Annotated in this window: 23 protein-coding genes; 11 read left to right on the forward strand and 12 right to left on the reverse strand. The window is 55.9% G+C overall.

Features of this window, described 5'->3' with window-relative positions; all coding sequences use genetic code 11:
- The first annotated feature begins 54 nt into the window (after positions 1-54).
- From IV433_RS10690 to IV433_RS10700, 3 genes are all read left to right on the forward strand, one after another.
- A complete protein-coding gene (locus tag IV433_RS10690) occupies positions 55-1,347 on the forward strand; it encodes an FAD-dependent oxidoreductase (protein ID WP_326838656.1) in 1,293 nt (430 codons plus the stop codon).
- Positions 1,344-1,616, forward strand: a complete 273-nt coding sequence (locus tag IV433_RS10695) for a ferredoxin family protein (protein WP_195814181.1) — start codon at positions 1,344-1,346, stop codon at positions 1,614-1,616. The genes IV433_RS10690 and IV433_RS10695 overlap by 4 nt, the downstream gene beginning before the upstream one ends.
- Before the next feature lie 87 nt (positions 1,617-1,703).
- Positions 1,704-2,270, forward strand: coding sequence for a glycerol-3-phosphate responsive antiterminator (locus tag IV433_RS10700; RefSeq protein ID WP_101075745.1), 567 nt, complete (start codon positions 1,704-1,706; stop codon positions 2,268-2,270).
- Here IV433_RS10700 and IV433_RS10705 read toward each other — a convergent pair.
- From IV433_RS10705 to IV433_RS10725, 5 genes are all read right to left on the reverse strand, one after another.
- A complete protein-coding gene (locus IV433_RS10705; protein ID WP_195814182.1) occupies positions 2,267-3,226 on the reverse strand; it encodes an electron transfer flavoprotein subunit alpha/FixB family protein in 960 nt (319 codons plus the stop codon). The genes IV433_RS10700 and IV433_RS10705 overlap by 4 nt on opposite strands.
- Complete coding sequence (locus IV433_RS10710; RefSeq protein WP_195814183.1) at positions 3,223-4,005, reverse strand: electron transfer flavoprotein subunit beta/FixA family protein; 783 nt, start codon at positions 4,003-4,005, stop codon at positions 3,223-3,225. The genes IV433_RS10705 and IV433_RS10710 overlap by 4 nt, the downstream gene beginning before the upstream one ends.
- On the reverse strand, positions 4,002-5,366 hold the full coding sequence (locus IV433_RS10715; RefSeq protein ID WP_195814184.1) for an MFS transporter: 1,365 nt from the start codon (positions 5,364-5,366) through the stop codon (positions 4,002-4,004). Before IV433_RS10715 ends, IV433_RS10710 begins: the two co-directional genes overlap by 4 nt.
- Positions 5,367-5,448: 82 nt before the next feature.
- On the reverse strand, positions 5,449-6,903 hold the full coding sequence (locus tag IV433_RS10720) for an FAD-binding oxidoreductase (RefSeq protein WP_165059451.1): 1,455 nt from the start codon (positions 6,901-6,903) through the stop codon (positions 5,449-5,451).
- 68 nt (positions 6,904-6,971) lie between these two features.
- Positions 6,972-7,757 (reverse strand): SDR family oxidoreductase, encoded by a 786-nt coding sequence (locus tag IV433_RS10725; protein ID WP_195814185.1) that lies wholly within the window; start codon positions 7,755-7,757, stop codon positions 6,972-6,974.
- Between the two features lie 319 nt (positions 7,758-8,076).
- Between IV433_RS10725 and IV433_RS10730 the strand changes: the two genes are divergently transcribed.
- On the forward strand, positions 8,077-9,366 hold the full coding sequence (locus tag IV433_RS10730) for an MFS transporter (protein ID WP_195814186.1): 1,290 nt from the start codon (positions 8,077-8,079) through the stop codon (positions 9,364-9,366).
- Between the two features lie 13 nt (positions 9,367-9,379).
- The gene (locus tag IV433_RS10735; RefSeq protein ID WP_229893320.1) at positions 9,380-10,843 is read left to right on the forward strand and encodes an FGGY-family carbohydrate kinase; all 1,464 of its coding nucleotides are present in this window, start codon (positions 9,380-9,382) and stop codon (positions 10,841-10,843) included.
- A gap of 60 nt (positions 10,844-10,903) precedes the next feature.
- Here IV433_RS10735 and IV433_RS10740 read toward each other — a convergent pair whose 3' ends face one another.
- The 6 genes from IV433_RS10740 to IV433_RS10765 form a co-directional block, all read right to left on the reverse strand.
- On the reverse strand, positions 10,904-11,416 hold the full coding sequence (locus IV433_RS10740) for a DUF5384 family protein (RefSeq protein ID WP_195814187.1): 513 nt from the start codon (positions 11,414-11,416) through the stop codon (positions 10,904-10,906).
- A gap of 9 nt (positions 11,417-11,425) precedes the next feature.
- Positions 11,426-11,941: a hypothetical protein gene (locus IV433_RS10745; protein ID WP_195814188.1), complete on the reverse strand. Its 516-nt coding sequence runs from the start codon at positions 11,939-11,941 to the stop codon at positions 11,426-11,428.
- Between the two features lie 256 nt (positions 11,942-12,197).
- Positions 12,198-13,178 carry an MBL fold metallo-hydrolase gene (locus tag IV433_RS10750; RefSeq protein WP_195814189.1) on the reverse strand — a complete coding sequence of 327 codons (981 nt, stop codon included), beginning with the start codon at positions 13,176-13,178 and terminating at the stop codon, positions 12,198-12,200.
- Positions 13,179-13,213: 35 nt separating this feature from the next.
- Positions 13,214-14,653: a deoxyribodipyrimidine photo-lyase gene (gene phrB, locus IV433_RS10755; RefSeq protein WP_195814190.1), complete on the reverse strand. Its 1,440-nt coding sequence runs from the start codon at positions 14,651-14,653 to the stop codon at positions 13,214-13,216.
- Between the two features lie 10 nt (positions 14,654-14,663).
- A complete protein-coding gene (locus tag IV433_RS10760; protein WP_195814191.1) occupies positions 14,664-15,617 on the reverse strand; it encodes a YbgA family protein in 954 nt (317 codons plus the stop codon).
- A 186-nt stretch (positions 15,618-15,803) separates the two neighbouring features.
- Positions 15,804-16,010 (reverse strand): YbfA family protein, encoded by a 207-nt coding sequence (locus IV433_RS10765; protein WP_195814336.1) that lies wholly within the window; start codon positions 16,008-16,010, stop codon positions 15,804-15,806.
- Between the two features lie 315 nt (positions 16,011-16,325).
- On the opposite strand from IV433_RS10765, the gene IV433_RS26285 reads away from it, so the two are divergent.
- Genes IV433_RS26285 through kdpE form a run of 6 tightly spaced genes read left to right on the forward strand, consistent with a single transcriptional unit; the run spans position 16,326 to position 24,234 of the window.
- Positions 16,326-16,415 (forward strand): K(+)-transporting ATPase subunit F, encoded by a 90-nt coding sequence (locus tag IV433_RS26285; RefSeq protein ID WP_101075733.1) that lies wholly within the window; start codon positions 16,326-16,328, stop codon positions 16,413-16,415.
- Positions 16,416-18,104 (forward strand): potassium-transporting ATPase subunit KdpA, encoded by a 1,689-nt coding sequence (gene kdpA, locus IV433_RS10775; protein ID WP_195814192.1) that lies wholly within the window; start codon positions 16,416-16,418, stop codon positions 18,102-18,104.
- Between the two features lie 43 nt (positions 18,105-18,147).
- Positions 18,148-20,214, forward strand: coding sequence for a potassium-transporting ATPase subunit KdpB (gene kdpB / locus IV433_RS10780; RefSeq protein ID WP_195814193.1), 2,067 nt, complete (start codon positions 18,148-18,150; stop codon positions 20,212-20,214).
- A 30-nt stretch (positions 20,215-20,244) separates the two neighbouring features.
- The gene (gene kdpC, locus IV433_RS10785; protein ID WP_195814337.1) at positions 20,245-20,838 is read left to right on the forward strand and encodes a potassium-transporting ATPase subunit KdpC; all 594 of its coding nucleotides are present in this window, start codon (positions 20,245-20,247) and stop codon (positions 20,836-20,838) included.
- A gap of 10 nt (positions 20,839-20,848) precedes the next feature.
- Complete coding sequence (gene kdpD, locus IV433_RS10790; RefSeq protein WP_195814194.1) at positions 20,849-23,548, forward strand: two-component system sensor histidine kinase KdpD; 2,700 nt, start codon at positions 20,849-20,851, stop codon at positions 23,546-23,548.
- Positions 23,545-24,234 carry a two-component system response regulator KdpE gene (gene kdpE / locus IV433_RS10795; protein WP_195814195.1) on the forward strand — a complete coding sequence of 230 codons (690 nt, stop codon included), beginning with the start codon at positions 23,545-23,547 and terminating at the stop codon, positions 24,232-24,234. Before kdpD ends, kdpE begins: the two co-directional genes overlap by 4 nt.
- Here the strand turns inward: kdpE and IV433_RS10800 are convergent.
- Positions 24,224-24,964 carry a PadR family transcriptional regulator gene (locus IV433_RS10800; RefSeq protein WP_195814196.1) on the reverse strand — a complete coding sequence of 247 codons (741 nt, stop codon included), beginning with the start codon at positions 24,962-24,964 and terminating at the stop codon, positions 24,224-24,226. The two genes, kdpE and IV433_RS10800, sit on opposite strands and share 11 nt — an antisense overlap.
- Between the last annotated feature and the right edge of the window lie 68 nt (positions 24,965-25,032).

Below are 25,032 nucleotides of genomic sequence, written 5' to 3' on the forward strand. Positions count from 1 at the left end.
ATCAATGACGGGAACTGCCGGATTGTTATTCTGGTTTCCTCACTTTTCAACGGACTGAAGAAGATGCAGGAAAATGATTGTGACGTCATCATCGTCGGCGGCGGAATAGCCGGTTGCACCAGTGCGTTGCTGTTAGCCCGCGCGGGGCTCAGTGTTATTTTGCTGGAAAGAGGCGCACAGGCGGGCAGCAAAAACAGTTCCGGCGGGCGCATTTACACGCACACCCTTTCACAAATCCTGCCCGATTTCGCGCAAAGCGCCCCGCTTGAACGCCGCGTAACGCAGGAAAGGCTCTCGCTGCTGACAGGCGACAGCATGACAACGTTGGATCACCGGCAGACGGCTGACGCCGCCTGCTCATGGACCGTATTGCGTGCGCGGTTTGACCCGTGGCTGATGGAACAGGCGCAGCTCGCCGGTGCGCAGTGCATTACGGATACGCAGGTCGAAGGGTTGATGAAGCAAGGGAACCGCGTGACCGGCGTCAGGATTGGCGATGACCATCTGACTGCAAGCGCCGTTATTCTGGCGGAAGGGGCAAATTCCCTTCTGGCGCAACAGTGTCTCGCGTCGCCAAAACCCTCTGCGGAAAACATGGCAACGGGCGTAAAAGAGGTGCTTGCGCTGCCGCGTGAAAAGCTGGAAGAACGTTTCGGGCTGGAAGGCGATCAGGGCTGCGCATGGCTGTTTGCGGGGCAGCCGACCGCAGGAAAAGTCGGTGGCGGTTTTCTGTATACCCATCGAGACACTCTCTCGCTCGGCGTGGTCTGCAACCTTTCTCAGCTCAGCGACAGTGCACGCAGCCTGCCGCAGATGCTTGACGACTTCAAACAACATCCCGCCCTGCGCCCGTTGCTTAAACAGGCTGAAGTCATGGAATACAGCGCGCACATGATCCCCGAAGGCGGGCTGAATGCCCTGGCGCCGCTGTCCGGCGATGGCTGGCTGGTTGCCGGTGACTGCGCCGGTTTTTGTCTGAATGCCGGGCACACGGTTCGCGGAATGGATCTGGCAATGATGTCTGCGCAGGCCGCGGCCGTAACGCTGATTCATGCGCACCGGAACAACGATTTCAGCGCCGCCTCACTTTACCAATACCGCGAGCATTTGCAGCGCAGCGCGCTGTGGCCGCTGATGACGCAATACCGCCATTTGCCCGCCGATTTACTCAGCTCGCCGCATGCGTTCAGCCGCTATCCGCAACTTTCCGCTGATCTGCTGCACAGCCTTTTTCACGTCGGCGAACAACCGTCCGTGCCGCTTCGCCGCCTACTCTGGCGTCATGCCCGTCGCGCCGGGTTGTGGCAGTTACTGAAAGACCTGCGTAAAGGAGCGCGTAGCCTGTGAACCTGAATGACAAACTCGCCAAAAATCACTATCAGCCGGAAAATACCGCCCACATTGTGGTGGCCGGCAACGCGCAGCAAAGTGCGCTGAAGATCCTGCTGAATGCCTGCCCGGCCGGGCTTTACCGGATGAACGAAGCCGGAGAAATCACCTTTGATCCCAACGGCTGCCTGGAGTGCGGCACCTGCCGGATTGTCTGCTGCGACGAGGCGTTTTCCCTCTGGCGTTATCCGGCTGCCGGTTGCGGCGTGACATTTCGTTTCGGGTAAAACTCTGGGAGGTGGCGCGGGGTTGTAAACACGGAAAGCTGCTATGTTTTCAGTTGCATAACATTACATTTCAACGGAGCTTCACCTGTGTCTATTTTGCAATTATTGAATCAACACCCGGTCATCGCCGCAGTGAAAGACACTGAAAGCCTGAACGCCGCCCTGCTGTCGGACTGCAAAATAATCTCGGTGCTGTACGGGAATATCTGCAATATCGGTGCGATTGTTCAGCGGATCAAAAAGGCTGAAAAATACGCGTTTATCCACGTCGATCTGCTGGACGGTACGTCCAATAAAGAGATCGTGATTAATTTTCTGAAAATCGTCACCACGGCAGATGGCATCATCAGCACCAAAGCCTCGATGATCAAAGCCGCGAAAGCGCAGGGATTTTTTGGTATTCACCGGATGTTCCTGCTCGACTCGATTTCATTTCACAACATCGATAAACAGGTGGCGCAGTCGAACCCGGATTGTGTGGAAATCTTGCCGGGCTGCATGCCGAAAGTGCTGGGCTGGGTATCGGAGAAAATCGATTTGCCGATTATTGCCGGCGGGCTGGTGTGTGATTTAGAAGATGCGACCAGCGCGCTGAACGCCGGTGCGGTGGCGGTTTCCACCACCAACACCGGCGTATGGCAGCTGAAATTCTAAACGCTGGTGCAGGAATAACAGGCGGCGAGCGCAGACAAAACATCGTCCATATCGTCCACAATACCGACGTCCGCCTGCGCAAAAATCGCGGCATGCGGGTCGGTATTGATTGCCACGATAAATTCACTGCGATCAATGCCTGCCATCAGCGCCGCGGCGCCTGATGCGCCGGCCACGATGCACACATCGGGCGCCGCGACCACGCCGGAAATCCCCACCATCCGCGACATATCGCACCAGGCATTCATCGCCACCGGACGGCTGCATCCCGGCTCCGCGTGGATTTGCCGGGCGAATGCCTCCAGCCGCCGCACTTGTTCCGCGCTGCCCGCGCCCTGCCCGATGACCAGAACAGCGGAGGCATTATGCAAACCGTTAGCCGCTGGCCGCGTTTCCTGCTGAAAATCCACCAGCCAGCTGGCTGGCGCAAGCGGCGGCGAAAAATCCGTTTGTTGCGCGTGAACCGGCGCGGTTTGTGCGGGTTTCCCTCCCGTTGCTGCCACTGAGATACACAGCGGGGAACCGTTCAGCGTGAGCGTCGCCCGCATCCGGCTGCCGTACGCGGGTTTTACGACGCTCCAGTGCGTTTCACTTTTTTCGATTTCGGCGACACCGGTTCCGCTGACACCACCGATCCGGTACGCCAGCCGCGTGGCCAGTTCGTCCGCTGCTTCACCGCTTGCGCACAGTAAAAGTTCTGCCGGACGCTGCTCAAACAGCGCCATCAGAGCCTCAAGCGCCGGTTCCGCCAGGCCGTTTTCGGGAAGTGAAATCCAGACGACATGCCGGATATCGCAGGCCATTTGTGGTAACGCGTCCGGCTTATCTGCGTCATACAGCAACCACAACTCGGCGGAACCGGACAACACCGGGTTCGCGCGAAGAAAATCATTTTGCATCTGCGCCTGAGACAAAAATCCCCGCTGGCGGCAATCCAGAATAATAGCGATGTTCATCGGTTCCCCCGCGATTTCAGATAACCGGTATACAGCGTCCGGGCTTTATCCGCAGGGCTGCCGCCTTCAATGATCATTGCGCCGCGCCGCGAATTTTTCAGAGCCAGCGTAACGATCGGCACCGGCGGTAATTTCGCGAGCGATGCTGCCCGCAGGACATCAAGAGGTTTGCGCGCCGCCGCCAGTTTTTGTTTCAGCGTCGGAATTCGCAACAGGCGATCCTGCGCAGCCTGCCCGGCGACCAGCACCACCGGCAGCCGCACAGTGAGTGTTTGCACCGCTTCCGGCGTTTTCCTGACGACGCGCAACAACGTCGGGTCTTCAGTGCGCCCGATATCGCAAACCTGCGTGATGCACGGCCAGCCCAGCATTTCCGCCAGCAGCGGCCCGGTTTGCCGGTTCTGCCCTTCACTGCTCTGCGGGCCTAAAATAATCACCCCGGCTTTTTCGTCCTGATGTTGGAAACCGGCAATCAGCGCAGCGATGGCATCGGGATGAAAACGCAGATCCTCAGACATTGCATCAATGCGCACCGCGCGCTGAAAATCCAGCGCCAGCAACGTTTTCAGCACCGGCGTGATCTGTTCGCCGCCAACGTTGAGCAATGTCAGGCAGGCTTCCGCCAGGTTCAGGGCCATTTCTGCCGCGCTCTGGTCAAATCCGCTCAGCTGCCAGCGGGCGAAATCATAGGGAATGTCGCCGCGCTCAGCCGCCTGCCAGTCGCTGGCAGAAAGCATTGATAAATCCGGTTCCACTTTTACGCACACAACAATATTCACAGGCCATTTCCTTGTTTCGCCACGGTAAGCGGTGAAGACGCGCTGACCGACGACGCGCCGACCAGCGTCATGCCTTTGGTTTCCGGTGCCCAGAGAATCGAAATGACCGCGCCCAGCAGCAATATTCCCGCCAGCAGCAACGTGGTGTTTTGGATCCCCAGCGTCAGCACGGAAACCGGCAGTAAACCGGTGCCGATAGCCGAACCAAAACGGCTCATCGACGTCGCAAATCCGACGCCCAGCGAGCGGATATCGGTGGGGAAACTCTCAGCCGGAAACACGCCGACCAGATTGCTGACCGCTGAAATAGCCAGTGTGAACAGAGCAAACAGAAAGAGCGTTAATCCGGCGTAACCTTCAGGAAGTACGCTCATCACCGCCAGACAAAACGTCAGCAAAAGGAACGAGCCAATCAGAAAGCCGCGTCGGGAGCAGGTCACCGTCAGGCCAATTCCGGCCAGCGATCCCACCACCAGCAAAGTATTGAGAAGCAAATCCGTGCGCAGGCCGGGCGTCAGGCCAATGAGGGCGATAATGGCGGGCAAAAATGTATAAATCGCAAAATACGGCACCACCAGGCAGACAAAGAACAGGCTGTTAAACGCCGTCCGCCGCCAGTATCTGGCCGAAAAAAGGGTTTTAAGATGATGTGAGGTCGCCACGGCGATCTCATCATTGAGCGTGACGTTCGGGCCAAAACAGCGCAGCACGACGCGATGCGCTGCCGCGAATTGCCCTTTTTGCATCAGCCAGCGCGGGGATTCCGGCGTGCCGATGCGCAGCAACATAATCAGAACCGCCGGGATCGCCGAGGAGGCCAGAAGCCAGCGCCAGGCGTCCGGGCCGAAATCGGCCATCAGATGGCCGGTCAGCGTGGCGCTGACGTAGCCGAGCGTCCAGATCACGCTGAAAGAACCGAGCAAAATGCCCCGGTGTTTACGCGGGGAAAACTCCGCCAGCATGGTGTGCCCGACGGAATAATCACCGCCCAGCCCGATACCCACCAGCACACGCAACCAGAACAACTGTTCCGGCGTCTGGACAAAAAACTGACCCACAGAGGCCAGCGTGATGATAATAAAGCTGTAATTAAAGATTTTCTGGCGGCCAATATGATCGGATAACCATCCCAGAACCAGGCTGCCGATAAACAGGCCAAACAGCGCGGAACTGCCGATCAGCCCCTGCCAGAACGGCGTCAGCTGCATTTGCGGCGTGAGCTGAACCAGCGCAAAACCAATCATGCCGAGCACATAACCGTCTGTCAGATGCGCGCCGAACGTCAGCCCGGCCATTTTGATGTGAAAGGCGTTGAGCGGGATGTCATCCATACTGACCTGAACCGTTTTATCTGCGGCCATGTTGCGCTCCGTGTCGAATCAGGGACGTAAAACCGGCGGCCCGTTCCGGCCTTCCCCCCGTGAGAGGGGAAGGCAAAAGTAACTACTTTTCAATCGGATAAATTGTGCCCGCATTCATGATCCCTTTCGGATCGTAAACATCTTTCAGCGCTTTGAGAATGTAATAGGCGCTGCCGTGCTCATCTTTGGTCCAGTGCGTGCGGTGTTTGCCGATGCCGTGGTGATGCACCATCGAGCCGCCCTGCTTAATGGTTTCCTCGACAATAATTTTGTTCAGCGGATTGTGGTACTTGTTAATTTCTTCTTCCGGCTTGCAGTCCATCACGTTGTAATCGTAGACAAAATACATGTTGGTGCCGTTGATGTAGCTGTGTGAGGAGTGACCGCCGAGCATGGTGATATCGTCCGCGTGCGGGAATTCATCGCGAATGCGGCGAATGACATTTTCATAAATAGTGTGAATGCTCGACCAGTCGCCGGAGACTTCCGTGGTGAAGCCCATGTTATTGGTTTTCAGGATTTGCTCGCGCTCTGCGGCCACTTTTTCCGGGCCCCAGTTCAGGTGGTTAAACCAGCGTTCGATGAGCGCGCTGTCTACTTTCTGACATTCCGGATGCTGCGCCACAATCCCTTCGATGCCTGCACCGGTCGCCCGCGCAATGCCCGGCGTCCCTTCGGCCATGAAGATCAGCACGCATTTACCGTCGGCGAAATGCGTAAAATGCTGGCTGCCGTCTTCGGCGTCATACAGGCGGGCAATGGACGGACGATAACCGTCAACCATCACTTCACGCAGAATGTCGAAACCGGTCTGCATGTTTTCCAGCGTATAACCGTAGAACAGATTATTTTCCGGCATGTATTTGAAAATTTTCACCGTGACTTCAGTGATATAGCACAGCGCACCTTCATTCCCGATAATCACATGACGGATATCCGGCCCGGCCGCCCGGCGAGGCACGTTTTTGATGCGCGTGATTTTTCCGTCCGGGAATACGGCTTCCAGCCCGACCACCATGTCTTCAATGGCACCATACAGCGTGGAAAACTGCCCGATGCTGCGCGTGGCGACCAGGCCACCCATCTGCGCCAGCGGCTTGGACTGCGGCGAATGTCCGGTGGTGTAACCCTGCGCGCGCAGCTGATTTTCCAGCACTTCCAGCGGCACGCCGCACTGCGCCGTGGCCTGCATATTGCGGATATCGATTTTGACGATTTTATTCAGACCGGAACCGTCGAGCACCACCGAGTTTTTCACCACGGTTTCCAGCCCGCCTTCAGTGGCTGATGCGCCGGTACGCGGCACGCAGTTAATTTCGTGTTTATTCAGAAACGCCAGCACGTCGGATACCTGCTGCGTGTTGTGCAGTTTCACGACCGCCGCAGGCAGTGGCAGCGTGAAAACGTTATGAATATCGGCATATTTACGAAAGCGATCGACGCTGTTTTTCTTCAGCACTTCCTCATCGGTAATGACCTGCGCCGGACCGACGATCTCTTTTAAGTGATCAACAATGGCTTCACGGGATAACGACATAAATAATCCTTATTTCTTCAGTAAATTTAAATCAGACTCAGGAACCACCCTGAATACGCATAACAAAATTAACGGACTAAATAACCGCCATCGACAACCACAAGGTGTCCGTTAACATAATTTGACGCACGACTGGCTAAGAAGACCATTGTCCCCATTAAATCCTGGGTTTCTCCCCAGCGGTTTGCCGGAATGTGATCTAATACGCGCTGATTGGTGACCGGGTTTTTCCGGGTTTCAGCCGTAATGTCGGTGGCGTAATATCCCGGCGCAATCCCGTTGACCTGAATATTATATTGGCCCAGCTCGTCGCAATACGCTTTGGTAAAGCCAGCCAGCGCATGTTTGGTGGCGGAATAAGCCGGAGACCATTGCCCGCCCAGATAAGAGAACAGCGAACAAATATTGATAATTTTCCCTTCATTTTTCGGGATCATGATTTTCGCGGCTTCATGGCTTAATTCGAACGCCGCGGTCAGATTTATATTAATCATCGGATCCCAGTCTTCACGGCCAAAATCCAGCACTTTATTGAGCTTACAGATCCCGGCGTTGTTGACCAGAATATCCACCGTGCCGAAGGTTTTCAGGCATTGCTCAATCACACGCGCCGGTGCGCCTTTCTCGGTGATGTCTACCTGCATAAACTCAACGCGACTTCCTTGCAATTCAATCAGTTCACGCGTTTCACCTTTGTCCATAATGAAACTCGGAATAAACAAATTGGCTCCGGCCTTGGCCAGTGCGACCGCAAAGGCCTGGCCCAAACCACTGTTTCCGCCAGTGACGATGGCCGTTTTTCCTTTCAGAGAGAAGAAATCCAGTGAAAACTCATTCAGCGCGTTCAACGACATGGTGAAGCTCCTTACCTGAAAAAATCCAAAAAAAAAGAGAAAAGCAATCTTCCCCGGAAATAAAGGGAAGCTACTTTTCTCATCGGCTCTAGTAACTGGCTTTAAGGTGTACCATGTTTAATTAGCCGGATTCCGTGAGCAGACTCACAAAAAACTCGTTTAATAATTCTGTGAGATTTCTCACGGTAAATTAATATTGCGGCATGCTATTACTATTCTCAGTTACCAGAGATCAAGAGAAAAGTAACTTCCCTCCTGCGGGGAAGTCTGCTTTTCTCTTTTTTTTTGCCTTAATCCGCTAAAAATACAGGGCAGCAATATGGAATCTTCTAATTTTCGTCGCTGGCTGACGCTGGCAATAATAAGTATCAGCGGCGGTGTCAGTTTTGACCTGGCTTACTTGCGTTATATCTACCAAATACCCATGGCAAAGTTCATGGGATTTTCCAATACCGAAATAGGGTTAATTATGAGCACATTCGGTATTACGGCGATTATTTTATATGCACCCAGCGGAATTATTGCCGATAAATTCTCACACAAAAAAATGATGAGTTTCGCCATGATCATCACCGGCCTGCTGGGCTTATTAATGGCCGTCTATCCGCCGTTCTGGGTGATGATCGTCATTCAGGTGGCGTTCGCCATTACCACGATTTTAATGCTGTGGTCCGTTTCCATAAAAGCCGCGTCGTTGCTCGGGAATCACGAGGAACAGGGCAAAATCATGGGCTGGATGGAAGGCCTGCGCGGCGTCGGCGTGATGGCGCTGGCGGTCTTTACGATGTGGGTGTTTTCCCTGTTCGCCCCGGAAAATCCGGCCAGCCTGAAAGCCGTGATCCTGATTTACAGCGGCGTTTATATCCTGCTGGGCGTGTTGTGCTGGTTCTTCGTGCAGGACGGTTTTACGGTGCGCAGCGACGAGAGCGGCACGCAAAAATTCAGCCTGAAAGACATCACTTCGGTGCTGAAAATCAGTACCACCTGGTATTGCAGTCTGATTATTTTCGGCGTTTACACCATCTACGCGATCCTCAGCTATTCCACCAACTATCTGACGGAAATGTATGGCATGACGCTGGTCGCCGCCAGCTATATGGGCATCGTCATCAACAAGATTTTCCGCGCGCTGTGCGGCCCGCTGGGCGGCATTATCACCACTTATACCCGGCTGAAATCCTCGACCCGCGCCGTTCAGCTGCTGTCACTTGTCAGCATTATCACGCTGGGCGTTTTGCTGATAACCAACGCGCATCCGTCATCCGTCTTCATTGGCATCGGCCTTATTCTGCTGCTGGCGTTCGCCTGTTACGCCTCGCGCGGGTTGTATTTTGCCTGCATCGGCGAAGCCCGCACGCCGAAATACATCATGGGCACCACGGTCGGAATTTGCTCAGTGATTGGCTTTCTGCCGGACGTGTTTGTTTATCCGCTGGTCGGTCACTGGCAGGACGCCCTGCCCGCTGCCGTGGCCTATCGCAACATGTGGTTGCTCGGCCTCACGGCCACGGCCATGGTGCTCATTTTTACGGCATTACTGATCAGAAATATCCGCAGCCACGCCGTTCCGGCCGGGACCGCAAAGCAGCCAACACAGGAATTCATCTAACGGAGCGTTAAACATGGACAGCTTTTTAATGAACAAAAAATATCTGATGGGCGTTGATGTCGGTACACAAAGTGCAAAAGTGGTGATTTTCGATACGGAAGGCAACGTCATCTGCGAAGGCAAACAGGCGTTACGAAAACTGGATATCCCCGCGCCGCTGCTGGCTGAACACCCGGACGATGACCTGTGGGATTCCCTGAAAGTCGCTTTCGGCAAAGTCATGGACAACTTCCACGCGCAGGGCGGCGACGCGAGCCAGATTCTGGCGATGGGCGTGTGCGTCATCCGCTGCTGCCGCGTGCTGCTCAAAGACAACGGCGAGCTGGCGTGGCCGGTGATCAACTGGATGGATAAGCGCCTGAATAAACCTTATCAGCCACTTGAGTGCTACGGCGAGGTGAAATATGTCACGACGACATCCGGCTACATCACTCACCGCCTGACCGGCGAATTCAAAGATACCTGCGCTAATTACATCGGCTGGTGGCCGATGGACAATGACACGCTCGACTGGAGCACCGATCCGGCGCAATGGGAAAGCTGCAACCTGAGCCGCAGTCAGGTTTTCGATGTGGTAAAACCCGGTGAGATGCTCGGCTATCTGAGTGAAAAAGCCGCGCGTCAGATTGGCCTGCCCGCCGGGATCCCGGTGATTGCTACCGCGCACGACAAAGCCGTCGAGGCGCTGGGCGCTGGCACGCTGGAGCCGGGTATCGCACTGATTTCGTTGGGAACCTACATTGGCGCGATGGTTCACGGCCACGAAAACGTCAAAAATGCGCAAAACTTCTGGCCGTTCCAGGCGTCAATTCCTGGGCGTTATTTGTATGAATGTATGGGCGTGCGCCGCGGAATGTGGACCATCAGCTGGTTCCGCGACCAGTTTGGTGCCGCCGCGCTGGCCGATGCGCAGGAGAAAGACCTGAGCATCGAAGAATTACTCAACCGTGAAGCGACGAAAATTCCGGCAGGCTGCGAAGGGTTGCTGACGGTTCACGACTGGGCACCGCCGTCAGAAGCCGAGTTCCGTAAAGGCGCGATGATCGGGTTTGACGGACGCCATACCCGCGCGCATATGTACCGCTCGATGCTCGAAGGCATCGCGTTTACCATGAAAAATCATATGGATAAGATGGCAGACGAACTGGGCGTACCGTTCAAAGGCCTGATTATTTCCGGCGGCGGCGCAAACAGTGATTTATTCATGCAAATCTTCGCCGACGTGTTTGGGGTGCCGACCCGACGTAATCTGATGAAAGGCTCGGCCGCCGTCGGGTGCGCGGTCAACGCCGGAATGGCCGCGGGTGTTTTTGACAGCTACGAAAAAGCGACCGAAAAGATGGTGCGGATGGGCGAACATTTCACGCCCGACGGGAAGAACCATCAGCTTTATAACGCCCTGAATGCCGACGTTTATCAGAAAATGAATACCCATTTAGATCCGCTGTTGCAGGCGCTGAGCCCGCTGGTGGATTAACACATTGCGCCGCCCTTCTGCCTGCGCGCTGAAGGGCGGCGTTTCCTGCAAACCTCTGCATTAATTGAACCACTTCCCGGCTTTGATCTCCTGCGCTTTACCTTCGCTGATCATCTGCGCCTGTTTTCCCTGCGAGAGATTGCGGTTGGCGTCGGCCTGCGACTGCGTTACGTCGGTCTGTGCGGCCTGCTGTTTGAGATCCTGCGCGATAAACTCATTTTCATGCGCCGTTCGCGCGGCCAGTTGCTCGACTTCCAGCTTCTGTTTATCAATCTTCAGTTGCCGCAGCTGGTCTTCATAATTCTGGTCGCGGTGTTTATCTTTGAGGCGCTCAGCTTCCTTCGCCCTTGCACGGGCATTCGCTGCCGCAATACGCTTATTCCGTTCTGCCTCACGGTATTGATACCAGGCTTCGGCGCGGGCGTCATATTCATCCCAGCGCGCCTGTTGTTCGGCTCGCCCCTGATTTTCAGCCTGCGCCACACTGGATAATTGCTGCTGTAAATCGGCGGAATAAACCGCAGCCGGAGTAATAATTGTACAAATAAATAACAGCGCTATTTTATTTTTCATCTTCATCCCTTATTTATTTACCGGGCAGGTTGCGTTCGGCTGAATACGGGTTTCATTCTTCTGCGTAATAAATATAACAGCCAGACCGGTAGTAAACTGGCACGGACGCCCGACCTGTACAGAGGTGAAAATTTTGGTGTCGTCTTTATAGCTGAGGCTGACGCCTTCCACGATATTTTGGGTTTTCACCGTTGAACCGCTAACCGCACCAATCGTACCTCCGCCAATGGCTCCGCCGGCTGTCGCCAGATCACCGCCGTGACCCAGCGCGTAACCTGCGACAGCACCGGCGATGGCGCCAATCACCGTTCCGACCATCACCGCCGTGTTGTGATTCTCCGCATTACTGACCGCCACTTTTGCCGGCAGGACAGAAAGGATATTTATCGTGTGTGTTTCCTGCGGGGAATTTAATTGTGTGGGGGTAAATACGTCAGCCGCATATTGATCGGCATTCGACTGACAGCCAGATAATAAGCTCACTAATAATAGAGATGAGACGGCAACTGCGTTTTGTTTTTTCACGGTTCTTCCCTGTGCTTTGCATTTCTGTAGGAGAAATAAACTCAGGAAATAATACGGCGGGGAATTTTTACGTGCCGTCAGGATTTGTCATTCGCCCTGACGCTTCCTTAACACTTCGTCCATAATTAATGTCCACACGCCGTTTGCGGGAATTTTATTTCTCCACAATTGCTTCGGACTAATCTCAATTAATTTCGGGCTGAACAGGAGCCTGATTTTTAATCAAAATCAGGCTCATTGTCATGTAGGAAAATAATTAAAGGCCGAGTTTGTCACCCTGCTGCATCCGGACAAACTTCACGCCCAGATTATTGCCTTTCTCAAGCTGCGCCATAATCTCTTTTTCGGGATCGGCACCGGCTTTCAGGCTGGGTTTGACGTGGCTGATAATCACCGTCAGCCCGTTCAGCGAACCTTCGCCACCGGCGTATTGTTGCAGGTAGCCAAGTTCTTTGAGCAACCAGTCGGGTGTCAGATGTCCGAAAAGTTTGCTGTCGGGCACGCCGTCCGGATAAGACGTTTCGATGATCATCCCTTTCAGGCGTTTCGCTTTGATCTCTTCGCCGAGCACGCGCCAGGTGGCGTCGAGGTTTTTCGATTTCTCCACTTCATCCGGGCCGGTATCACCGAAGAAAGCAAAAGACTCTTTATTACGGCTGACCAGAATCATGCTCGACGGCGTGCCGCCGTGGTTGAGCGGGAAGATGCGGCCATCAAGGCCGGTCAGCCCCAGTGAAAAGCGCTGATCCGGGCGTTGCAGATTCAGGCGGTACGTGCCGATGCGCAGGCCGCTGCCGGAATCCGTGAAATTCGGCCAGACGCGGCCATTGAAGTAATGCTGACGCAGTGTACCGATGGTGTCGGCGGTGCCGTAAATCGGCTTTTTCGCGTCTTCCGGCGAGCTGATAATCAGCCCGGCCAGATGGTCGAGATGACCATGACTGATAAAATAACCGCCAATCAGATTACGGAAAACCGCGCCCTGCGGCGTCAGCGGGGCGGCGTTTTCTGCCGTCACCTCAGGGAAATTCCCCTTCTCCAGCGCCTTGCGGATCCCCGGTAAAACCGACCCGGCATCCAGCCCGAGATACAGTTTCTGGTCATCGCTGCGCACCAGATACGACGTCAGATTGCCTTCTTCGACGCCGCCGTTCACCCCAAGGGCGATGACATCAAAGCCCGCGGCGGCCGGATTAATCCAGCAGCCAATCATCAGCGCCAGCAGATATTTTTTCATCACATCGCTCCTTGTCGTGGTGAGCCTCGATAAGGTCAGCCCTCAGGCTGACTGCGCTTTTTCGCCGCCTCAAACGCCGCCAGCGTGTCCTTACGGGCACGGGCGTGATCGATAACCGGCAGCGGGTAGTCTAGCACGCGATGTTGTTTGTCAGCCCAACGATGCGGTTGATGAATGTCTCGTTCCGGCACATCCGCCAGCTCAGGCAGCCAGGCTTTGATAAAGCGCCCGGCTTTATCAAACCGTTCACCCTGCGTGGTCGGGTTGAAAATGCGGAAATACGGTGCGGCGTCGGTACCGGTGGAAGCGCCCCACTGCCAGCCGCCATTGTTGGCGGCAAGGTCGCCGTCGAGCAGTTGCGACATGAAATAGCGCTCGCCTTCGCGCCAGTTGATCAGTAAATCTTTCACCAGAAAACTGGCGACAATCATCCGCAGGCGGTTGTGCATCCAGCCGGTGGAATTTAGCTGACGCATCGCCGCATCCACAATCGGATAGCCGGTTTTGCCGGTTTTCCACGCCTGTAAATCGTCCGGCGCATCGCGCCAGCGCACGCCGTCAGTCCAATCCACAAAAGGCTGATGTTTGCAAAGCTTCGGCCAGGCGACGAGCAGATGGCGGTAAAACTCGCGCCACACCAGTTCGTTGAGCCACCCGAACGCGCCGCCGTCGGTTTTTTCCAGCACGTCGGGGCACTCCGTGCGCAGACGGTTCAGGCACTGACGCGGCGAAAGCACGCCAATCGCCAGATACGGCGACAACGAGCTGGTGCCGTCAATGGCCGGCAAGTCGCGCTGTTCGAGATAATCCTGCACCTGTTCGCGGCAAAAACTGCGCAGCTGATTGCGGGCGGCTTCCTCGCCGATGGCAAAATCATCGCCGATGGCCGCCAGCGGATAATCAAACGGCATCAGTTTGTGCATCGCCGGTTTTTCGACGTTTTCACGCGCCTGCGGCGCAGGCAGGGAACGGCTGTCCGACTCCGTCAGCCGCGCCAAAAAAGCCCGTCGGAACGGCGTGTAAACTTTGTACATTTCGTCGTTACCGGTGGTAACAGACCCCGGTGGCAACAGCAGGCTGTCATCAAAAGCGTGGCACATTACGGTATCGCTGACCGCTTTTTCCAGCGCCAGATCCCGCTCACGCTCGTTGATTTCATACTGTTTGTTATAGAAAAGCGCATCAACCTTTTCACTGGCGCAAAAATCTTTCAGCCAGCTCACGCTGTCAGCAAAATCATCACACTGATGGTAATGCAGCGGAATACCGCGCTCTGCCAGGGAATGCTGTAATGCCTGAAGGTGCTGGTAGATAAACGTCGCCTGACGCGGCGCCATCTCGTGCTGTTTCCACTGCTCCGGCGTGGCAATGAATATCGCGATCACGCGCGCCTGCGGATCCTCACAGGCGGCGTGTAAAGCACGGTTATCGGTAATGCGCAGATCGTTGCGGAACCAGACTAAATGCGTGGTCATAACTGTCCTTCTAATGTCCGTATCGTAAGCATAAGGCTTCAGGATAGGGCTCAAAATAACGCTGGCCCGAAAGGTAGGCGTCGGGATATTCCGACATGTAATGTTTCAGTAACGTGATGGGCGCGAGCAGCGGCTGCACGCCCTGACGATAACGGTCGATCAGCCCCGCCAGTTCCTGACGCTGTGACGAATTCAGCTGTTTACGGAAATAGCCCTGAACGTGCATCAGCACATTGGTGTGATTGCGACGCGTGGCTTTGTGCTGCAACAGATTCATCAGACGCTGGCGGTACTCAAGAAAGTATTCATCGAGGGAATCCCATTCCGCCATCGCGGCGACAAAACGCCCGAGCTCACGGTATTCCGGCTGTGAATGGGCCAGCAGGGAAAGTTTGTAGCGGCTGTGAAACGCCATCAGTTTGCCGCGTGTCAGGCCGCTTTCGCGCAGCTGATTCAGCTCAAACAACGTGAAAACGCGTTCAACAAAATTCTCGCGCAGGACAGGATCATTGAGCCTGCCGTCTTCTTCCACCGGCAGCCACGGATGCTGTTTCATCAGCTCCGCGGTAAAAATCCCGGTGCCGCTTTTCTTCGCATCCTTACCGTTGGCGCTGTAAACCCGCACGCGCTCCATGCCGCAGCTTGGGGACTTCGCGCAAACGATATAGCCGCACAGGTGCGTCATAGGCGCAGCTCGCATTTCGGCGTAATTTTGCATTTTTTCAGTGATATCAATGGTTTCATCATTACTGAAACGCATCGCAATGCCATCGTCCTTTCTGACCAGCCGCAGTGCCGGACGCGGCGTCGGCAGGCCAACCGCCATTTCCGGGCAAACCGGTTCGAAGCGAACGTAAGGCGCGAGTTGTTCTACCGCAAACGCAAAACGTTTATGGCCGCCATCGAAACGGACTTTGTCACCCAGCAGGCATGCGCTGATGCCAATAGGAATTGTTTTCGTCATTGTCAGCTCCCGGCGTTGAAGGAAGAAATGGGAGTGTCAGCAGATCATCACCCTCATGTATAAGCTTAGCATAAGTTATACATAAAAATAATGTTGTACAGGTTTTCTGAAAAGGACAATAAAAAAACCCCGTTTGGGAAACGGGGTTTAATGGGTAATGCAGAAAGAATCGATTCAGTTCACAGATTAAAAGAAATCTTGTGTGGCCATTTCTGCGTGCGTCAGCCAGACCGGTTTGTCGCTGGTTTTCATCCACACGCGGTGTAAATAGCTGTAAAAACGGGCGCGGTCTGAACGGAAAAGCATGACCGGCAGGGCCAGAACTCCGGCTGCCAGCACAAAAGCGCGGCGGGCCAGAATGCGGGTCATTGTGTACGGCGTGTAGTCAGTCATATCGGACTTATCAGACATAGCGTTGCTCCTGTGCAAATTTTTCGGAAACTGGAAGTTGTGAAAAATTTTACTGCAACTGGTGAAACTTTACTACTCATCTGACCACTTTAAAGTGTAAATTTTCGCCAATTTCTGGATATCGCTGTAATTGAGTTACAGAACGGTTAAATAAAAACGCTTGTTAAGTTTCAAATTGGTTTTTTATTTGCGCATTTTTATACTTTTTTTACACCGCAATGCCCTTTCTTTTCAGGATCTTTTCCCGCCTTTTCATATTCTCCTCCCAACATAAAAACACACCTGTGGAGGTGGATTGTGACTGTTGGCGTAATCTGCGGCGCATTGCTGGTTCTCCTGCTGCTCGGCTATCTGGTTTATGCCCTGCTGAATGCGGAGGATTTTTAAATGGCCGCAACCGGATTCTTAATGATTGCCAGTTTTATGCTGGTGCTTTTGCTGCTGGCAAAACCACTGGGTAACTTTATTGCTCAACTGATTGAAGGACAGCCCGGCGCATTTTTACAGCGCATCGAATACGGCGTATTACGCACTTCCGGCAGCCGCGAGGCTGAGATGAACTGGTGGCAGTACGCGCTGGCGATCATGGTATTCAACATTCTGGGGATTATTGTCCTGACCGCCATGCTGATGGCGCAGGGCGTTTTACCGATGAACCCGCAGCATTTCGGCGGGATGTCCTGGGATCTGGCGTTTAACACCTCCGTCAGTTTCGTGACCAACACCAACTGGCAGGCGTACAGCGGCGAAAATACGCTGAGCTACCTCAGTCAGATGGCCGGTTTAACGGTGCAAAACTTCCTTTCTGCCGCCACGGGTATCGCCGTTGCCTTTGCGCTGATCCGCGCTTTTGCACGCCCTTCCGCGCAAACCATCGGTAACGCCTGGACGGATTTATGGCGCATCACAATCTATCTGCTGCTGCCGGTGTCATTCCTGCTGGCGCTGTTCTTCGTCAGTCAGGGCGTGATTCAAAACTTTGAAGCGTATCAGCACATCACCACGCTGGAAGGCTTGCAGCAAACGCTGCCGATGGGGCCGGTGGCCTCTCAGGAAGCCATCAAAATGCTGGGGACTAACGGCGGCGGTTTCTTCGGTGCGAACTCCGCGCATCCGTTTGAGAACCCGACGGCGCTGACCAACATGGCGCAGATGCTGGCGATTTTCATCATCCCTTGCGCGCTGTGTTTTGCTTTTGGTCGCGTGGTCGGTGACAACCGTCAGGGCAACGCGCTGGTCTGGGCGATGTCGGTGATTTTCGTGGTGTCAGTCGTGGTGGTGATGTACGCCGAACTGCAAGGCAACCCGCACTTCACTGCGCTGGGTGCCACCAGCAATATCAATATGGAAGGGAAAGAAAGCCGCTTCGGCATTCTGGCCTCGGCAATGTATGCGGTAGTCACGACGGCGGCCTCCTGTGGTGCGGTTAACGCCATGCACGATTCTTTCACCGCACTCGGCGGCATGGTGCCGATGTGGCTGATGCAGATCGGTGAAGTGGTGTTTGGCGGCGTGGGCTCCGGGCTGTACGGCATGCTGCTGTTCGTGCTGCTGACAGTATTTATCGCCGGGCTGATGATTGGCCGTACGCCGGAATATCTCGGCAAGAAAATAGACGTTTACGACATGAAGATGACCGCGCTGGCAATCCTCGTGACACCAACACTGGTGCTGCTCGGCACCGCGCTGGCACTGGTCACCGACGCCGGTCGTGCGGGGATCGCAAACCCCGGCGCGCACGGTTTCAGCGAAGTGCTTTACGCCGTGTCATCTGCCGCGAATAACAACGGCAGCGCATTTGCCGGTCTGAGCGTCAACACGCCGTTCTACAACCTGTTGCTGGCGGTATGCATGTTCTTCGGACGCTTTGGCGTGATCCTGCCGGTACTGGCTATCGCCGGTTCGCTGGTGGCGAAAAAACGTCAGAAAGCCGGTAACGGCACACTGCCAACGTCCGGCCCGCTGTTTATCGGCCTGCTGGTCGGCACCGTGCTCTTAGTCGGCGCGCTGACCTTTATTCCGGCGCTGGCGCTGGGTCCGGTCGCGGAACATTTGCAGGTTTGGTCAGCACAGTAATGCTGCGTAATTCGTTGAATTAATGAATATAGAGATTAATAAAATGAGCCGTAAACAACGTGCATTATTTGAACCTCAACTGATCCGCACCGCCCTGCTGGATTCGATGAAAAAGCTGGATCCGCGCGTTCAGTGGCGTAACCCGGTGATGTTCGTGGTGTATCTGGGCAGTATTCTCACCACGCTTATCTGGCTGGCGATTCTGTCACATCACACCGACGGCAGCGCCGCTTTCACCGGTAGCGTGTCGCTGTGGCTGTGGTTCACCGTGCTGTTTGCCAACTTCGCCGAAGCGCTGGCGGAAGGCCGCAGTAAGGCGCAGGCGCAGAGCCTGAAAGGCGTGCAGAAAACCAGCTGGGCAAAGAAGATTTACGAACCGCGCCCGGAATCACCGGTGATCAAAGTCGCGGCCGATACGCTGCGTAAAGGCGATTATGTCCTGATCGAAGCCGGTGACACCGTGCCGTGCGACGGCGAAGTGCTGATCGGCGGCGCGTCCGTGGATGAAAGCGCCATCACCGGGGAATCTGCACCGGTGATCCGCGAATCCGGCGGTGACTTTTCTTCCGTCACCGGCGGGACACGCGTGCTGTCCGACTGGCTGGTGGTCGAGTGTTCGGCCAACCCCGGCGATACGTTCCTGGATCGTATGATTGCCATGGTCGAAGGCGCGAAACGTCGCAAGACGCCAAACGAAGTGGCGCTGACCATTTTGCTGGTCGCACTGACGCTGGTCTTCGTGCTGGCAACCGCCACGCTGTATCCGTTCTCGCTGTTTAGCGTGGACGCCAGCCACGCGGGCATTCCGGTGACCGTCACCGTTCTGGTCGCGCTGCTGGTTTGTCTGATCCCGACCACCATCGGCGGTTTGCTGTCCGCCATCGGCGTTGCGGGGATGAGCCGCATGCTGGAAGCCAACGTCATTGCCACCAGTGGTCGTGCGGTGGAAGCCGCCGGTGACGTGGATGTGCTGCTGCTGGATAAAACCGGGACCATTACGCTGGGTAACCGCCAGGCCTCGCAGTTCCTGCCTGCGCCACAGGTGACGGAACAGGAACTGGCCGATGCCGCGCAGTTATCGTCGCTGGCCGATGAAACGCCGGAAGGCCGTAGTATCGTGGTGCTGGCGAAACAACGCTTTAATCTGCGCGAACGCGATATTCATTCTCTGAACGCCACTTTTGTACCGTTCTCCGCGCAAACCCGCATGAGCGGCGTGAACGTCGGCGACCGGAATATCCGTAAAGGCGCGGTGGACGCTATCCGCCGCCATGTGGAATCCAACGGCGGTACGTTCCCGAAAGCGGTCGACGGGCTGGTAGAAACAGTGGCGCGCAAAGGCGGTACGCCGCTGGTGGTGGCGGAAGGCGCGAAAGTGCTGGGCGTGGTCGAGCTGAAAGATATCGTCAAAGGCGGCATCAAAGAGCGTTTCGCCGAGCTGCGTAAGATGGGCATCAAAACGGTGATGATCACCGGGGATAACCGCCTGACCGCCGCCGCGATTGCCGCCGAAGCGGGCGTGGATGATTTTCTGGCCGAAGCCACGCCGGAAGCCAAACTGGCGCTGATCCGCCAGTATCAGTCGGAAGGTCGCTTAGTTGCCATGACCGGCGACGGCACCAACGACGCCCCGGCGCTTGCGCAGGCTGACGTGGCGGTAGCCATGAACTCCGGTACGCAAGCAGCGAAAGAAGCCGGGAACATGGTGGATCTGGATTCCAACCCGACCAAGCTGATTGAAGTGGTTCATATCGGTAAACAAATGCTGATGACGCGCGGTTCGCTGACCACGTTCAGTATTGCCAACGACGTCGCAAAATACTTTGCGATCATCCCGGCAGCCTTTGCGGCGACCTACCCGCAACTGAACGCGCTGAACGTGATGCACCTGACGTCACCGTCATCAGCCATTATGTCTGCGGTTATTTTCAACGCCCTGGTGATTGTGTTTCTGATCCCGCTGGCGCTGAAAGGCGTGAGCTATAAAGCCATGAGCGCCGCGTCGCTGTTGCGCCGTAACCTGTGGATTTATGGCGTGGGCGGGCTGCTGGTACCGTTCGTCGGTATCAAGCTGATTGATATGATTTTGACTGTTTTACACCTGAGCTGAAGTTTACGTTAACTGTCTGAGGAAACTATGATGTCTGTAACCCGTACTGCTTATGTCCGCCCTGCTCTGGTGATGACCGTTCTGCTGACGCTGGCCACCGGTGTGGTCTATCCGCTGCTGACCACCGGCGTTTCTGAGCTGGTATTTCGCCCGCAGGCGATGGGCTCGCTGCTCAAAGACGGCAGCAATAAACTCGTGGGTTCCGAGCTTATCGGCCAGAATTTTACCCGCAATGATTACTTCTGGGGGCGTCCGTCTGTGACATCGGATTCACCGTATAACGCGATGGCGTCCGGCGGCAGCAATCTGGCCGCCAGTAATCCGGCGCTGGATCAGGCGGTGAAAGATCGCGTGGCGGCGCTGCGTAAAGCCAATCCGCAAAGCCCGGCGGCCGTGCCGGTGGATCTGGTGACCGCCAGCGGCAGCGGGCTGGATCCGCAGATTTCCGTGGAAGCTGCGCAATGGCAGGCGCAACGGATTGCCACCGCGCGCGGGCTGGCACTGGCGCAAGTGAATAAATTAATTGATGATAATACCTCATCATCGCTGATTGGTTTTCTGGGGCCGGACGTCGTTAACGTGCTCGGCCTCAACCGGGCGCTGGATGAGCTGAAAGCTGAATAATAAGGATAGTATGAAGGAAGAGAACAGGCCGGATCCCGACAGCTTACTGGCACTCGCCAATGAGAAGCCGCGCGGGCAACTGAAAGTTTTTTTCGGCGCCTGTGCGGGCGTCGGGAAAACCTACGCTATGTTGCAGGAAGCACAGCGTCTGCGCGCCACCGGCCTCGACGTGCTGGTGGGCGTGGTGGAAACCCACGGGCGGCAGGAAACACAAATGCTGCTGCCCGGTCTGTCACAGCTCCCGCCGAAACGCATTCACCACCGCGGCCGTCAGGTTTACGAATTTGACCTCGACGCCGCGCTGGCCCGCCGCCCTGCCCTGATCCTGATGGACGAACTGGCACACAGTAATGCTGCCGGTTCACGCCACCCCAAACGCTGGCAGGACGTCGAAGAACTTCTCGATGCCGGTATCGACGTGTTTACTACGGTGAACGTTCAGCATCTCGAAAGCCTGAACGACGTGGTCAGCGGCGTGACCGGCATTATTATTCGAGAAACGGTGCCCGACCGTTTATTTGATGATGCCAGCGAAGTGGTGCTGGTGGATTTACCGCCCGACTCCCTGCGTCAGCGCCTGAAAGAAGGCAAAGTTTATATCCCCGGCCAGGCCGAACGTGCCATCGAACACTTCTTCCGTAAAGGGAACCTGATCGCCCTGCGCGAACTTTCCCTGCGCCGCACCGCCGACCGCGTCGATGATCAGATGCGCGAATACCGCGACGATCAGGGCGTCAGCCGCGTCTGGCATACCCGCGATGCGTTGCTGTTGTGCATCGGTCACGACGGCGGCAACGAGAAACTAGTTCGCGTCGCGTCGCGTCTGGCGGCGCGTCTTGGCTGCGTATGGCATGCGGTTTATGTCGAAACCCCGCGCCTGCACCGATTGCCGGAAAGCCAGCGCCGCGCCATTTTGCATGCGCTGAAACTGGCGCAGGAACTCGGCGCGGAAACCGCCACGCTGGCCGATCCGCAGGAAGAAAAGGCGATTCTGCGCTACGCCCGCGAGCACCGTCTGGGCAAAGTGATGACCGGCCGCCGCCGCGAGAAACGCTGGAAATTCGGCCCGAGCTTTGCCGACAAGCTGGCGGAGATCGGGCCCGATCTCGATCTGATTGTCGTCGGTCTGGAAGACACCCCGCATAATACGTCGCGAAAAGAGCAGGATCCCCGGACATTCGTTGACCGCTTCAGCCGACAGATCCGCGGATGTGCGCTGGCCGTCGCGCTGTGTGCCATCATTACGGTGCTTTCACAGTGGCTGGTGCCCGCGTTCGATCAGGCCAACCTGGTGATGGTATATCTGCTCGGCGTGGTGATCGTGGCGCTGTTTTATGGCCGCTGGCCGTCGGTGCTGGCGGCGGTGATCAACGTCGTCAGCTTTGATCTGTTTTTCGTGCAACCGCGCGGATCGCTGGCCGTCACCGACGCGCAATATCTGGTGACGTTCGGCGTCATGCTGATCGTCGGGATTTTGATCGGGAATCTCACCGCCGGTGTGCGTTATCAGGCACGCATCGCCCGTCACCGTGAAAAGCGCGCGCAGCATCTTTATGAAATGTCCAAAGGGCTGAGCCAGTCGCTGACGCCGGAAGCGATCGCGCAAACCAGCCGCCACTTCATCTCCTCCAGCCTGAACGCTAAAACGGCCATTTTGCTGCCTGATGAACACGGTGAACTGGTGCAACCGGCCGGTGAAATCACCTCGATTGTGGTGGATGACGCCATTGCCCGCTGGAGTTTCGATAAAAAACTGCCCGCCGGTGCCGGGACCGATACGCTGCCAGGCGTGCCGTATCAGCTTCTGCCGCTGGTGGCCTCGGGCGAATCGCGCGGTTTGCTGGCGGTTGAGCCGCCGAATATCCGTCAGCTTCTGGTGCCGGAACAGCAGCGGCTGTTACAGACATTTACGGTGCTGATCGCCAACGCCCTTGAGCGTCTGCATCTGGCGGCCAGCGCGGAGTCATCGCGTCTGGAAACGGAGCGTGAGCAACTGCGCAACTCGCTGCTTTCCGCGCTTTCCCACGATTTACGCACCCCGCTCACCGTGCTGTTCGGACAGGCGGAAATCCTGACGCTGGATCTGGCCTCCGAAGGCTCGAAACATGCGCCACAGGCCAGCCAGATCCGCCAGCAGGTGCTGAGCACCACGCGGCTGGTGAATAATTTGCTGGATATGGCGCGCATTCAGTCCGGCGGTTTTAATCTGCGCAAAGAGTGGCAGTCGGTGGAGGAAATCACCGGCAGCGCCCTGCGTATGCTGGAACCGGTGCTGGCGAACGATACGATCAAAATCGATTTGCCTGCCGAAATGGTGCTGGTCAATTGCGATGCAAGCCTGATCGAACGGGTGCTGATCAATCTGCTGGAAAATGCCCATAAATATGCCGGTGTCGGCGCCACCATCGGCATCAAAGCGTTGCCGCTCGGCGACTGGCTGGAAATCGAAGTCTGGGATAACGGGCCGGGAATTCCGGAAGGCGCGGAGCATGCGATTTTCGAGAAATTCGCCCGCGGGAATAAAGAATCGGCAATTCCGGGAGTGGGTTTGGGATTAGCGATTTGTCGTGCCATTATTGAAGTACACGACGGACGGATTTGGGCTGAAAATGGCCCGGACGGCGGCGCGCGTTTCCGCTTCAGGCTTCCGCTGGAAGCACTGCCTGACATGGAAACGGATATGGACACTGACATCGACGAGGCAACGTGAGCGCATCCCCGGTAAATATTTTAATTGTGGAAGACGAGAAAGAAATCCGCCGCTTTGTGCGCACAGCGCTTGAGGCGGAAGGATTGCGGGTATTTGAAAGTGAAACGTTGCAACGCGGTCTGATTGAAGCCGGCACCCGCAAACCGGATCTGATTATTCTGGATCTCGGTTTGCCTGACGGTGACGGCCTGACGTACATCCGGGATTTGCGCCACTGGAGTGCCATCCCGATTATTGTGCTATCGGCCCGCACCCGCGAGGAAGATAAGATTGCGGCGCTGGATGCCGGTGCCGATGATTTTCTCACCAAGCCATTTGGCGTCGGTGAACTGCTGGCGCGCGTGCGCGTGGCGCTGCGTCGTCATGCGGGCAATTCACAGGAAAGCCCGCTGATTACTTTTGCTGACGTTACGGTAGATTTGATCAACCGCCGCGTACAGCGTGAAGGCAAAGATTGCCATCTGACGCCGATTGAGTTTCGCCTGCTGGCCGAACTGCTGGCAAACAGCGGCAAAGTCATTACTCAGCGTCAGTTACTGAGCCACGTCTGGGGCCCGAATTACGTCGAACACAGCCACTATCTGCGCATCTACATGGGGCATTTACGCCAGAAACTGGAGGCCGATGCCACCCGTCCGCGTCATCTGCTGACGGAAACCGGCGTGGGTTATCGCTTTATGCCTTAGAGGCATCCGGTGCGTCGGTGTCGGGCTTTTCATCCGCAAAAGCGGCTTCAATATCGCCGGCGGCCTGCTGCAAAATCGCGTTCACACGCACGACCTGCTCCGGCGTAATATCGGCGCGCATCATGTTTCCGCGCAGGGCGTGTTTCAGACGCTGCATGGTTTCATGAATACCTTCTGCCAGATTATTACCGCGCGGACGGGAAGCCCCGGCCAGACGGGCGAAAATCACATCGACAGCGGCCTGATGTTGCGCCAGTTCCGTTTTTCCGGCTTCGGTAATCTGATAGCTTTTGCGGCCATTACCGGTGGCGACGGCTTCCAGGAAATCCTGTTCTTCGAGCAGCGTCAGCGTCGGGTAAATCACGCCCGGGCTTGGCACGTACAGGCCGGAAGACGCTTCTTCAATCGCTTTGATCAGCTCATAACCATGACTCGGTTTTTTAGCAACCAGCGCCAGCAGCACGCGGCGTAAATCACCGTGCTCAAACAGACGATGCACACCGCGATCTCCGCGACGGCCTTCACCGCGCCCGCGACCTTCACCTCTTTCACCACGACGCCCTTCGCCGCGTTCTTCACCACGATGACGCCCGTCCCGGCGCAGCGCATGACGTTCGCTGTGATCGCCGTTCTGACCGTCAAAAGATGACTCATGGCGGCAATGACCGCGACGCCCTTCTTCTCTGCTTCCGTGACCGCGATGGCGGCCTTCAAACATTTTGCTAAACATAGTTGATGTCCTATTTAGATATATCGAATTATTTCGATATATCTAAACTAGATCGAATTTCAGAATCT

Source organism: Rahnella laticis, assembly GCF_015644585.1.
In the GTDB taxonomy this organism is placed as follows: Bacteria; Pseudomonadota; Gammaproteobacteria; order Enterobacterales; family Enterobacteriaceae; genus Rahnella; species Rahnella laticis.